Source organism: Flavobacterium sp. SLB02, from assembly GCF_009664855.1.
GTDB lineage: Bacteria > Bacteroidota > Bacteroidia > Flavobacteriales > Flavobacteriaceae > Flavobacterium.
The window spans coordinates 2059208-2072213 of sequence record NZ_CP045928.1 but is presented as its reverse complement, the minus strand read 5'-3'; the positions used below and the strand labels follow the sequence as shown (position 1 = coordinate 2072213).

Here is a 13006-nt window from a genome sequence, read left to right as displayed (position 1 = left end):
GGCTGTGGAATATTTCCATAACGAAATTACGAAATATCATCGGCAGTACGGCAGTGACTGACAATATATTGTATAGATGGACTGGTAGCTCTTATTCAAGTACAGGGCTGCTTTGTTATTCTTAAAGAACTATGATTTTTGTGTAATTTTAAGTTTGTGACTCAGACCCCATTCTGTTAAGGCTGAAATTATTTTCCCCAAGCTCTGTGCATATTCTGTGGGAACATATTCTACAATTACCGGCTTTAAATCTGCATGTACAACCCTTGTAACCAGCCCGTTTATTTCCAAATCTTTCAATTCATTAGAAAGCACTCTTGCTGAAATTCCATTTATGGTACGCTGGATTTCATTAAATCTAACATAACCGCTCACAAGAGCGATGATTATTCTTAATTTCCATTTGCCTCCTACAACATATAACGCATCTTCTATTGCTGCTATATTCCTTAAGCACTGTACCTCTGTATACATTACTTTTTGACCTTCTTTTGCTATCATAATTACTGATTAATCACTAGTACTAACCTAAAAGTTACTACTAACCTATTCATTACTACTAACTATTTGTTAGCGAATATACATACATTTGCTGAATAGAATTAATAATTATTTAAAAAACTATAATCATGAAAAAAGTATTGCACGTTAAATCAAGTCCTCGAATGGATATATCTATCACTAGGAAATTAGGAAATGCTATCGTAGATAAAATTATCGAAACCTACCCAGGAAGCGACGTAAAAGAATATGACCTTATCAAAAATCCTTTTCCACACTTGAGCGAAGATCTTATAAACGCATTTTACACTCCAATAGAAAATCGTACTCCACAACAGGCGGCCGCTTCTAAATTTTCAGACGATGCCATTGCAGCACTTGTAGAATCTGACATTATTGTGATTGAGTCGCCTATGTTTAATTTTACTATTACATCCAACTTAAAAACTTATTTGGATCATATCACCAGAGTTAATGTTACATTTCAATATACTCCGACCGGTCCGGAAGGCTTGGTGCATGGTAAAAAAGTATATATCGCTTTCTCATCAGGCTGGATATACAATCAGAACGCTCCTGAAATTCCAGAATTCAACATACCTTACCTTGATAAAGATTTTAACGTGCCTTTGCTTAAATCAAGTTTGGCTTTTCTTGGACTGACTGACTTTACAGCTTTCCGTGCCGATGGTGCTCAATTAGAAGGCATTAAGGAGGCAGCAATACAAAGAGCTTTTGATAGTATTGAAATAGCATAACCTACTATAAATAAATTATGTAAACCTCATGGATATTCACAATCTTTGAGGTTTTTTAAATAATTTTCATTTAGACTTTTGATAATAAGTGGATAAACAAGTAATTGATAATTGTAAATTATATTAAAAATTATGGGAATAGGAATAAACAGTTTCGCATCAGGAACCATTGAAAGTGCTTCTGACGGACATATATACTTGAAAATTATTAACTCGAATAGAACAAGCGGATTAAGCAGGTCTATTGACTTTTGGCATTGGCGAAACATCATAGATAAAAAGCACTGGCTTTATTTGTCTTTTCTTGGAGTGTTAGGGACAGCAATCCGAAACTTAGTACCAAATGTAACGTTTTACGAAAATATAAAATAAAATATTTGGTAAAATTGAGATATCATAAAAAGGTTTCTAAGTTTTACCTTAAGTTAGGCTTTAAACGCCGATATTTTCAGTTAAAATACAATTTCAAAAAACCGATATTAGCTGATTATCTTTTTCGCAAGCTCTTTCTTTAATGAATTTTTAGTGGCTTTATCTATAAATTTCTGCGGTAATCTTTGAACCAGCTGAGCTAATCTATAGATTGAATTAATTCTTGAATTTTGATTCTGCTTTTCCAGGATTTGATATGCAATTCTCTTTTGTGTGCAATCTCTTTGGTTTCATACTTTTCAGTATAAACAACTTTCCAATCGTTTGTATTTCCTGTAAAACCTTTGCTTTTTTGATTATGGCGAATAAGTCTTTTTACTGCTCCTCAGTTTTTCGTGTTGATCCATCCGTTTTCGTGTTGATCCTAAATAAGATGTAAACAATAAAATTCATGAAGGTATAAAAATAAAAAAACTCCAAAATCAATATGACTTTGGAGTTTTTGGAATTTTGTGGGCTGTCAGGGATCACAGTCGAACACTTAATACCTGTATTGACATTTTTTGAAAATATAAAATGAAGTATTAATAGGATAAGGAGGATGTCAACATTTTGCTTCTAACTTGCAGATTACCGATCATAGAGTACTGAGTTCTCTGCTAATAGAGAATTTATCGGTTAAAATGAAGCATCAATTAAATCTCTGCGATTACGGTTAGAGGCTGTAGGCAAAAATCTATTTAAAAGCTGTTAAATTTTTTTTGTTCATTTTCCTCACCATCTGGAACATAAGTTTTCATTATTCGATATGCATTATTATCTTCTTGTCCAGGGTATTTTAAACCAAAACTTGACCAGCCTGAATTCCAAATTAATATTAATTCCTTCCAATATGGAATATCTTTATTTTTGTCAAACTTATAATCTTCATCAAAAATTGTTTGCACTTCATTAATTAACTCAGGATAATAACATTTATCTTCTTCATCGTAAATATTTTCTTGAATATCTAAATGCTCTTGAAGTTCGTTTAGCAAGTAACTTCTTAAATTCCACCCATAGACAATAATATCAGAACCCCAAATTGACAAGACTGGATTAAATTGTAAATTAGGCTCACTAATTACAAATCTATTCCCTCGAATTGGGATTAATTTAGGAGTTTTTTGATGCCAACTTGTAAAAATGTTTTTTATTTCTATTTCAGATTTTGGTCTTTTTCCCCAAGATTTTAGCCAAACCCTATTTGTCCCAATAACATCTTGATATATTGTTTCGAATGACCATTTTATAATTTCTCTAATTTCCTTTTCATCATTTAACCAATTATAAAAAAATGGTCTTTCTTCAACCATAGTCTTTGAATTTTCATCAAATGTTTCGGAATATTCAATTTTTTCTTTCCTATCAATTGTATGTAAAACCTTCAAAAATTCCCGATATTCAAATGTGAATTCAACAGAATATTTAATTTCTATTTCATCAATTTCATCTTTAGAAAGTCCAATCCATTTTGCACCATAAATCCAATCTTCACAAACAAAATCATTTGATGAAGTTTTTGGATCAATACTCCAAAATAATTCTGTTCTTTCTTTTATCCAATATAAAAATTCAGTAATATTTTCTGGAATATTCATAGTATTTTTTTATTTGGCTTGTTTCCAGATATTAAAAAAGCTTACAGTTTAACCCAACAACTACGAGGTATTTACAACAATCATAACAATAAACATATTGCGATGACCAAACTGGCACATTGGTACAGGAATGTAGAGGACTCAGGGTTTAAAAATTTTAATATCCTTTTAAATACTATAACGGTTAATTACCAATCAATCTTAAACTATTTTGATAATAGAAGTACTAATGCTTCTGCTGAATCATTCAATGCTAAAGTAAAAGCATTCAGAAGTCAATTTAGAGGTGTGCGTAAAGTAGATTTCTTCTTATTCAGATTATTTAATCTTTTTGCCTAATCCCCAAGATTTGCGTTTGATCCTTTTTTTCGTGTAATTTTAGTTCAAAATTTTTGCTAACTTATGTATATGCGTTACTTAATAATGTACAAGTTTTTTACAATAATACAGAAAAACAGAATACTACGATTGATTCTTTTGATAAAGTGAAATTTATTTTAGAGAGGATGAAAAATTAAGCTAAGCAAATTGTAAAGTATATTACCAAAAACAACGCCATTGGAATACAATGGCGTTATTTGTCTTTCTGTGGACTGTCAGGGAATACAATCGAACACCTGATCTCAGTTTTGACATTTTTGATAACTTAAAATAGTTTTATTAAAAGTTAATATTCCATTTATGTAAAAAAATGAAATTACTTTTCAGAGTGGTTTGCTTTTTTTTATATACTATCAAATCTAAATAGTTCCAAAAGCTATACGCTTTCTATTTTTTGTATTTTTATTCCCAAAATAAATTTTTAATATGCGATTCTACATTAATACAGAACATTTGAGGAATGAAATTGAATATCCTCAACGATATAAGTTTGAAAATCTTATCAAAAGCTCTGTTATTGTATTTCTTATCATTCTACTATTTCTTTTAATGTTTAAACCATTTGGAGTTTATGATCCGGAACTGAGAATGCATTATTTCTTTATTTGTTTTTTACATGCTTTAGCTCCGGCAATAATTTTATTTGTTTATTTTGGAGTATTGAATTATTTTAGAAAAACGAAGAATCAAACTAAATGGACTTTGCTTGAAGAATTCATTCAAATTGGAGCGCTATTAGTTTTAATTGGTACAGCAAGTTTCTTGATGCGAGATTTACTTTATAGCAATCCAGACAACTGGTCATGGAATTATTTCTTTGAAGAAATCAGAAATTGTTTTGTTGCGGGAATATTTTTCTATTTTTTTCTACGATTATCCAGTTTCTATTTTGAGTCAAAAAAAGGATCGCCATTTGTTCTGCAATTTACCCCGCTGGCAGTTAAACCCGAAAAAACAGTTTTAAAATCTAATCTTTTTATCACCACACAGGTAAAACAAGATGATTTTTTACTGGATATGGACCAATTACTGTTTGCAAAAGCAGATGGCAATTACATTGAGTTAACAAAATCGAATGGCCATCAAATTACTACAGAAGTAAAAAGAATTTCTTTGACTCAATTTGAAACTCAAATAACAGATTACCCGCACTTATTTAGATGCCACAGAACCTATTTAGTAAATATGTATAAGATCAAACAAGTAGCAGGAAACTCCCAGGGTTATGTATTATCATTTAAAGAAACAGACATAAAAATACCTGTTTCAAGAAAGCAAATCGATAACTTTAATAGCTGTTATCAGCAGCTTCAAAATAAAAACATTGCCTAAGCTTGTTGCTTATCACAAAAGCTAGTTGCTGGTAACAACCCTTGCTCTGGCTGTATTTTCTTGTTGTACGTTTGCCATAAATAACGCAAAACCTATTTATTATGCCAACTGCAACAGCTGTTTCAAATGAAGATTCTGGCTCTTTAAACAAATTATTATATATAGATAATATCAAAGTTTTACTGACAATTTTAGTGGTACTTCATCACACTTTGATTGCTTACAGTTCTTCGGAAGGCTGGTATTATAATGAACCAAGCAGCTTTTTAGGTGCACGTGCTGTTATGACAATGTTTGTTAGTATCAATCAGTCTTTTTTTATGGGGTATTTTTTTCTATTGGCAGCCTATTTTACCGGTTCTTCGTATTCCAGAAAAGGAGCTTCAAAATTTATTAAAGACCGATTAACGAGATTAGGAATTCCTATAGTATTCTATTCTTTTATCCTTACACCATTCATGTGTTATCTGGTCTATTATTTCACAAAAATTCATATCACTTATTTTGAATATCTAAGCGGTTACGATAGTTGGATTGACTTAGGAGTTACATGGTTTGTGGCGGCACTTTTGCTTTTTACATTACTTTATGCAACAGTAAAAAAAATATTCAAAATTAACTTTGACAAACCTGTGGCAGCACCTAACACGCGTGCTATATTATTATTTGCATTAACATTAGGAATTATTAGTTTCTTGGTTAGAATTATATTTCCTGTTGGATGGGTTCTTGAACCAGTTGGATTTCAACTTGGGCATTTTTCACAATATATTGCACTATTCATTATCGGATTACTGGCTTCAAAAAACAATTGGTTCGATCAACTTTCAGAAAAAACAGGCAGACAGCTGAAAAGATCGGCAATGTTGTGTTTATTGTTTTTTCCATTATTTTTTGTCATTAGTTTCAAGCTAAACACACCCTCTTCATGGTTTTGCGGAGGTCTTCATTGGCAGGCATTATTATATGCAGTTTGGGAACAATGGATCGGTATATCGATAATAACAGCATTATTAATTAAAGGAAAAAGAAACTGGAATATTTCTTCAAAACTACTTACTAAAGTATCACGCTGTAGTTTTGCAGTTTACATTTTTCATCCGTTTGTAATTGTAGTACTTACATTAGCGGTAAGAAGCTGGTCTATTGATCCTTCAATAAAACTTCTAGCTATTGCTCCGTTAATAGTGCTAAGTAGTTTTGTACTTGGATCACTTATTTTATTAATTCCAGGAATAAAGAAAATCATTTAGTATTTTATTTTAAATCAAGGGACTAAAATCTTTCGCTGCAATAAATCATTCCTTCGGGATTTTATAAAGATTTCCGGTAAAACAAAATGAGTATCAGTTTTTATACATTTTAATTTTAACCTAAACATTTTAAAATAAGTGATCGTAAACGTTCTTCATGCTCCTCTCCCCAATTCCCAATAGCTGCAATTACAGGAATTAGTGTTTTTCCAAAATCTGTCAGGCTATACTCGACTTTAGGAGGTACAACAGGGTAAATAATTTTTGAAACAAGTTCATGTTCCTCTAATTCCTTCAGCTGAATATTTAAAACCCTGCGTGATGCATCTGGTATTTTACGCTGCAATTCACTTGGCCTTTTATGGCCTTCACTAATAAACCAAAGCAAACGTATCTTCCATTTTCCGTAGAGCACTTCACCTATTAGATCAAGTCCGCAGTTTAAGTTCGGTATTGTTTTTCTCTCATACATACTACAAAATTAACCTATCTGCCAATTCCTGCAATAGGGGAAAAATTTATCCCTATATGAATCGTAACTCCTTAATTGTAAGAATCTTACATGCTTCAGAAATTTGTACCTAACAATTTCAAAACGAATATACGATGGATTATCAAAACGAATTATCAGGGAAGATTGCCTTAGTAACAGGAGGCACAAAAGGAGCCGGAAGAGCAATTGCAGAAAGACTGCTAAAAGCTGGAGCAACGGTTATTATCACTGCAAGAAACGCACCGGAAAAAGAAAATAGCAAGCTGCATTTCATTCCGTCCGACTTAAGTAAAGCAGAAGGAACACAAAAAGTTGTCAGCGAAGTGCTGTCGGCTTACGGAAGGCTTGACATTTTGGTAAACAATCTTGGTTCTTCAACAACACCTGCCGGTGGCTTTACTGCATTATCTGATGAAGATTGGGAATCGACCCTACAGGCTAATTTGCTTGCTCCGGTTCGACTAGACAGGGGATTTTTACCTCAAATGATAGATCGAAAAAACGGAGTTATTATTCATATAGCTTCTATCCAGGGAATACTGCCGCTGTATGACTCCACTTTGCCCTATGCGGCTGCAAAAGCAGGATTAAGAAATTATAGTAAAAGTTTATCGAATGAAGTTTCGCCTAAAGGCGTTCGGGTGCTGACTGTTTCTCCTGGATGGATCAATACAGGAGCATCGAAAGCTTGGTTGGCTGAGATTGCAAGAAACGCCAATAGCACTGTAGAAGAAGCACAGCAAGGTGTAATGGATGCATTGGGTGGAATACCATACGGCAGACCTGCTGAGCCGGAAGAAGTAGCTGAATTGGTTGGTTTTCTAGTCTCTCCTAGAGCCAGTTATTTATCAGGAACCGAATATGTAATCGATGGCGGTACTGTACCAACAATTTAATAATCTTTAAAAATAATCACAATGAACGTACCAAAAGTATTAACTGACTTGATTAAAGCACAGAACGAATTTGACGCCGTGACGTATGCCAATTTGTTTTCAGAAACTGCCGTAGTGTTTGACGAAGGTAAAACGCATAACGGAAGACTTGAAATAGAGCGTTGGATCGATCACTCAAACAAGAACTACCAATCAGTGATGGAACCACTAGAATATACCGAAAACGGTACAACAAGCATCTTAACTGCAGCATGTTCAGGAACATTTCCAGGAAGTCCTATCACGCTAAAATTTCACTTTGATATTGTTGATGGGCAAATTCAGCATCTAAAAGTAACAGATTAAACATAAAGAGAGTGCGACTGTTTACTATAAGTTATTTAAACGACAACGCCATTGGAATCCAATGGCGTTGTTTGTCTTTGTGTGGGCGATGAGGGGTTCGAACCCCCGACCCCCTCGGTGTAAACGAGGTGCTCTGAACCAGCTGAGCTAATCGCCCTATTTTATTAGGCTGCTATCGTTTGTGATTGCGAGTGCAAATATACAGCTAGAATTTGTATTTGCAAGTGTTTTTAGAAAAAAAAGTGAAATATTTTTGTATCCTATTATTTTTCAGACGTATGCAATTTACAATTCTAATTAAAAGATCAAATTTTTACATTTAAACCAAATAAAAAACTCCAAAACTATATTGATTCTGGAGTTTTACTTGACTATTTGATCAATTATTAATTCGTTTTCTCAATCAATTCAATAATTTTTAGCGCAACACCACTTGACGATTGAAAATTTTGTCCTGTAATAATTCGACCATCTTGTTCTACAAACGATTCGTTTCTTTTTGAGAATTTAAACTCTCCTCCCCTTTCTTCTATGGCTTTTTGAATTAAAAACGGAAAGTGTTTAAAATACTCGCCATCTTGTTTTTCAAAAGAGTCCGGATAACCGCTTATTTTTTTTCCATCTACTAAAAATTTGCCATTTTTCGTTTTCAGGTTTACAATACCTGCTGTTCCGTGACAGACTGAAGAAATAATCCCTTTATTATCTTCGTATATCTGCATCGCAATGCGTTGAATATCGAGGTTTTCAGGAACTTCAAACATTACGCTTCCGCCTCCAATATAATGGACTGCTTTATAAATTTTATAATCAATTTCTTTAGGGTTTAGCGTATTTTTTAGGGCGTATATAAGATCCTGATTGTATAAATATTCTTTTTGTAAATCATCAGAGGTATTGATGTACGCCAAAGGAATATCGCCACCCTTTGGACTCACAAAATCAACAGTATAACCGGATTTTACAAACGTGTCGTAAGCGTTTACGATTTCGGCAAAGCTATTTCCTGTTGCAATGGTAGAATTTCCGTAATAATGCGCATTAGAAACAATAAATAATATCTTTTTCCCTGATTTATTACTGGCTTTGCTGCTCGCTGCTTTGCTAATTATTTTCCATTCTCCCTGAATTTTTTTCAGCAAGAACATATCCATAAATTCTTGTTTTTTTTCAGGAATAAGAATTTCAGCCTTTGCAATAGCAATATCATTATAAAATTGAATTGATATAATTTTTCCTATACGACCGTTAAATTCTCCTTTCTTACCTTTTTGAAACCAATTGACATATTCTGAAATTGGGACTATCCATAGCGGTTTATCTTTGTGGCTCAGAAAAAGATTTGCCTCAGGATAAAAAGCCTTGCTAATACTTTCAGGATTGTTATAAGAGGTGCCTTCGATATAGTTTTGAATACAATTTTTAATCAGGGATTGTTCTGATTGCGAAAAAGACAAATTGGATAGTAATGTAAATAAGATTGCGAAAAATATTCTTTTCATAAACATTGGATTTTAATGGTTTAAAAATGTTTTTCAAAATTATATTGATTCACTTTTAAATCATTCCAAGTTTATGATATAGCAGTCCAGATGTATATTTTAGGAGTAGAAATTAGCTTTTTTGGTAATTTGAAGGCGTAGTTCCCGTGATTTTTTTGAATGAACTGTAAAATGTACTCGTAGAATTAAACCCGGATTCAAAACCAACAGCGTCAATTTTGAACTGAGTACTTTCTTTCAATAAACGTTTTGCTTCATCAATTCGGTATTCATTGATGAATTGTGTGAAACTTTTATTCAAATTGTCATTAATAAACTGTGATAACAATTGAGGGCGAATATTTAATTCTTTTGCTAAAATGGATAAAGTAAGTTCAGGATTGGTATAAATTTTTCTCGTTTCAAAAAGCGTATTAATTTGTTCCTGAATTTCTTTTACTACATTTTCATCTATTTTGTTAATGTATTTTTCTTTATTATTCGACGAAATCAATGTTTTGTTTTTTATGTAATAAAGCAAAAGGAATGAAATATAAAAACTAAACGAAAAAGCCAAAGATCCCGAAATATAAGAGGTGTATTTAGCTAAAGTATACGAAAGCCAAATAGCAAAAACGCCAATAATAACAGATAATATCCAGGTTTCATGATAGCTAATTTGGTTTCGATTATTTAGTAACTTTTTAAAAATTTGCCTACTTTCATAAATAGACAGAACAATAAAAATAAACCATTGAATATTTATAAAATAATAAATTATTCCTCTCCACAGAGTTGGGTTTTCTTTGTACGGAAAGATAATACCAAAAACGCTTATAATTACAACCATCAAAACTAGACTGTATTTTGCAAAAGAATAATTGAGATTTTGCAAAATCGATCTCACATAAAAATACAACAGAGGTCCAATTAAAAAACAAGCTGACAAGCCTATTTGTAAATAAGTTCTTGATAATTGCGGATTAAAATTATAAAACACAGATTTTCCAATTCTAACGCTTAAAGACAATAACAAAAGCCCTAGAAACAAATCAGATTTAGCTTTGTTTTGTTTGAAAAATAAAAAATAAAAACTCAAAACAACGCTATTAAAAACACCTAGAGCACTTAGAAAAAATAATATTTGATTATTAATATTCATTATTGGAGAAAAATACTTTTTTTTGGAATTGTTTGCTGTTAACTTAAAATACTCACTAAGAATGGTCTTTCAAGTTTTTATACAATACTACATAAAAATATCAATACCGTAATTAAGTTTTTTATAAATAGAATGTTATTTTTCCCGTTAAAAGAAAGAATAGATTTCTACTGCTTTAGATTAGAAGACATAATGCATAAAAAAAAACTCCAAAATCAAGTGACTTTGGAGTTTTTGGAATTTTGTGGGCGATGAGGGGTTCGAACCCCCGACCCCCTCGGTGTAAACGAGGTGCTCTGAACCAGCTGAGCTAATCGCCCTATTTTACTAGGTTGCTATCGTTTGTGATTGCCATGCAAATTTACAGCTAGATTTTATATTTACAACTATAAAATTTAAAAAAATTGATTTTATTTTAACCTTTATTTTTATTAATCTATTATTCAGTTCATTAAAATCGAAAGAAAAAATGTTTTTTTTTAGCTTTTAGTTAAAAACACAAATCCACAAGCCTAATTTATAATATTGTTTTGTGTTCACTTGCTATAATCCTATATTTGCGTACCTTAATCGTATACTCAAATGGCAAGATTTAAAGAAAATGATTTACCAAAATCAAAAATTACCGCTACTTCACTTAACAAAGCAACCATAATATTCAAATACGCTGGAAAACACCAATGGAAATTTTATGTCGGATTGGTTTTCTTGTTACTTACAGGAGCCACTGCCCTCGCCTTTCCTAAATTAATGGGAATGTTGATTGATTGTGTCAAAAACAAAAATAACGATCAGGCCAATCAAATCGCATTAGGATTAATTGTAATCCTGTTTCTGCAGTCGTTTTGCTCTTTCTTCAGATTATCATTATTCGTCAACTTCACCGAAAACACATTAGCAAACCTGCGTTTGTCTTTATACACCAATTTGGTAAAACTGCCAATGACATTCTTTTCTCAAAAAAGAGTTGGAGAACTAAACAGCCGTATTAGTGCAGATATTACTCAGATACAAGATACCTTAACATCAACAATTGCGGAGTTTTTACGTCAGTTTATACTAATTATTGGTGGAGTTATTTTATTGGCGACAGAAAGCTTTAAATTGACTTTATTAATGTTGGCCGTAGTTCCACTCGTAGCTGTTGCTGCTGTAATCTTTGGTCGTTTTATTAGAAAATATTCTAAACAAGTACAAGATCAGGTGGCAGAAAGCCAGGTAATTGTCGAAGAAACAATGCAGGGAATTAGTATCGTAAAAGCTTTTGCCAATGAATGGTACGAAGTTGCCCGTTACAAAGGAAAAATAAGCGAAGTGGTAAAACTGGCTATCAAAGGCGGTAAATATCGTGGTTATTTTGCATCCTTTATCATTTTCTGTTTGTTTGGCGCTATCGTAGCTGTAGTTTGGTATGGTGTACGTTTAAGTATTGCCGGCGAAATGAGCGTGGGTCAATTGATCTCATTTGTATTGTATTCTACATTTGTTGGCGCTTCTTTTGGAGGAATTGCCGAGTTATATGCGCAAATTCAAAAAGCTATTGGAGCTACCGAAAGAGTTTTTGAATTATTAGAAGAAACTCCGGAGAAGATCAATGCTACACAAAACGCAGCTCCATTAGAAAAAATAAAAGGAAATGTTTCTTTCAAAAATGTTGCTTTTAGTTATCCTTCAAGAAAAGAAGTACAAGTTTTAAAAGATGTAAACTTTAGTGCTGAATTCGGACAGAAAATTGCCATTGTTGGGCCAAGTGGAGCAGGAAAATCGACGATATCTTCTTTATTATTGCGTTTTTACGATATTGAGTCAGGAGAAATTACAGTTGATGGAAAAAATATCTATGATTATGATTTAGAAAACCTTCGTGGCAACATGAGTATTGTACCTCAGGATGTTATTTTATTTGGCGGAACCATAAAAGAAAATATTGCCTACGGAAAACCAGATGCAACTGACGATGAGATTATGCTTGCTGCAAAACAAGCCAATGCGTTGAATTTTGTTGAAGGTTTTCCAGAGAAATTTGAAACTGTCGTAGGAGAACGCGGCGTAAAATTATCAGGAGGTCAGCGTCAGCGTATTGCTATTGCCAGAGCATTGCTTAAAAACCCGAGTATTTTAATTTTAGACGAAGCGACATCATCTTTAGATAGTGAAAGTGAAAAATTAGTTCAGGAAGCGTTAGAAGTATTGATGGAAGGAAGAACAAGTATTATTATTGCTCACCGTTTGTCGACTATTAGAAATGCTGATAAAATTTTAGTTTTGGATAATGGAAAAATAACCGAAGAAGGTACGCATCAGGAATTAATAAATCTTGAAAATGGTACTTATAAAAACCTAAGTAACCTTCAGTTTAGCAACTATTAATAAACTAAAAAGCCTATAATTA

14 protein-coding genes and 2 tRNA genes are annotated in these 13006 nt (G+C 32.5%); 8 read left to right on the top strand and 8 right to left on the bottom strand.

Going from position 1 to position 13006, the window contains the following annotated elements; genetic code table 11:
* Positions 1–129 precede the first annotated feature (129 nt).
* Positions 130–501 (bottom strand): helix-turn-helix domain-containing protein, encoded by a 372-nt coding sequence (locus GIY83_RS07950; protein ID WP_208686207.1) that lies wholly within the window; start codon positions 499–501, stop codon positions 130–132.
* A gap of 164 nt (positions 502–665) precedes the next feature.
* On the opposite strand from GIY83_RS07950, the gene GIY83_RS07945 reads away from it, so the two are divergent.
* Both GIY83_RS07945 and GIY83_RS07940 read left to right on the top strand, forming a co-directional pair.
* On the top strand, positions 666–1259 hold the full coding sequence (locus GIY83_RS07945; protein WP_229029246.1) for an FMN-dependent NADH-azoreductase: 594 nt from the start codon (positions 666–668) through the stop codon (positions 1257–1259).
* A 132-nt stretch (positions 1260–1391) separates the two neighbouring features.
* Entirely contained in the window at positions 1392–1631 is a 240-nt protein-coding gene (locus GIY83_RS07940; protein ID WP_208686202.1) for a hypothetical protein, read from the top strand.
* 199 nt (positions 1632–1830) lie between these two features.
* Here the strand turns inward: GIY83_RS07940 and GIY83_RS25175 are convergent, their stop codons facing one another.
* Both GIY83_RS25175 and GIY83_RS07930 read right to left on the bottom strand, forming a co-directional pair.
* Positions 1831–1998 carry a GIY-YIG nuclease family protein gene (locus GIY83_RS25175; protein ID WP_208687132.1) on the bottom strand — a complete coding sequence of 56 codons (168 nt, stop codon included), beginning with the start codon at positions 1996–1998 and terminating at the stop codon, positions 1831–1833.
* 373 nt (positions 1999–2371) lie between these two features.
* Entirely contained in the window at positions 2372–3271 is a 900-nt protein-coding gene (locus tag GIY83_RS07930; RefSeq protein ID WP_208686200.1) for a hypothetical protein, read from the bottom strand.
* 18 nt (positions 3272–3289) lie between these two features.
* On the opposite strand from GIY83_RS07930, the gene GIY83_RS07925 reads away from it, so the two are divergent.
* The 3 genes from GIY83_RS07925 to GIY83_RS07915 all read left to right on the top strand — a co-directional run bounded on the left by GIY83_RS07925 (position 3290) and on the right by GIY83_RS07915 (position 6237).
* On the top strand, positions 3290–3610 hold the full coding sequence (locus GIY83_RS07925; protein WP_229029245.1) for a transposase: 321 nt from the start codon (positions 3290–3292) through the stop codon (positions 3608–3610).
* A gap of 591 nt (positions 3611–4201) precedes the next feature.
* A complete protein-coding gene (locus tag GIY83_RS07920) occupies positions 4202–4984 on the top strand; it encodes a LytTR family DNA-binding domain-containing protein (RefSeq protein ID WP_208686198.1) in 783 nt (260 codons plus the stop codon).
* A 101-nt stretch (positions 4985–5085) separates the two neighbouring features.
* A complete protein-coding gene (locus GIY83_RS07915; RefSeq protein WP_208686196.1) occupies positions 5086–6237 on the top strand; it encodes an acyltransferase in 1152 nt (383 codons plus the stop codon).
* A gap of 115 nt (positions 6238–6352) precedes the next feature.
* Here the strand turns inward: GIY83_RS07915 and GIY83_RS07910 are convergent, their stop codons facing one another.
* Complete coding sequence (locus GIY83_RS07910; protein WP_208686194.1) at positions 6353–6709, bottom strand: helix-turn-helix domain-containing protein; 357 nt, start codon at positions 6707–6709, stop codon at positions 6353–6355.
* A 134-nt stretch (positions 6710–6843) separates the two neighbouring features.
* On the opposite strand from GIY83_RS07910, the gene GIY83_RS07905 reads away from it, so the two are divergent.
* On the top strand, positions 6844–7626 hold the full coding sequence (locus GIY83_RS07905; RefSeq protein ID WP_208686192.1) for an SDR family oxidoreductase: 783 nt from the start codon (positions 6844–6846) through the stop codon (positions 7624–7626).
* A gap of 21 nt (positions 7627–7647) precedes the next feature.
* A complete protein-coding gene (locus tag GIY83_RS07900) occupies positions 7648–7971 on the top strand; it encodes a nuclear transport factor 2 family protein (RefSeq protein WP_208686190.1) in 324 nt (107 codons plus the stop codon).
* Between the two features lie 82 nt (positions 7972–8053).
* Here GIY83_RS07900 and GIY83_RS07895 read toward each other — a convergent pair.
* The 4 genes from GIY83_RS07895 to GIY83_RS07880 form a co-directional block, all read right to left on the bottom strand.
* Positions 8054–8128 (bottom strand) — tRNA-Val (locus tag GIY83_RS07895).
* A gap of 229 nt (positions 8129–8357) precedes the next feature.
* Positions 8358–9473 (bottom strand): nuclear transport factor 2 family protein, encoded by a 1116-nt coding sequence (locus GIY83_RS07890; protein WP_208686188.1) that lies wholly within the window; start codon positions 9471–9473, stop codon positions 8358–8360.
* A 112-nt stretch (positions 9474–9585) separates the two neighbouring features.
* Entirely contained in the window at positions 9586–10302 is a 717-nt protein-coding gene (locus GIY83_RS07885; RefSeq protein ID WP_208686185.1) for a helix-turn-helix domain-containing protein, read from the bottom strand.
* Between the two features lie 557 nt (positions 10303–10859).
* Positions 10860–10934, bottom strand: a tRNA-Val gene (locus GIY83_RS07880).
* 262 nt (positions 10935–11196) lie between these two features.
* Between GIY83_RS07880 and GIY83_RS07875 the strand changes: the two genes are divergently transcribed.
* Positions 11197–12984: an ABC transporter ATP-binding protein gene (locus GIY83_RS07875; RefSeq protein ID WP_208686183.1), complete on the top strand. Its 1788-nt coding sequence runs from the start codon at positions 11197–11199 to the stop codon at positions 12982–12984.
* The last annotated feature ends 22 nt before the right edge of the window (positions 12985–13006 follow it).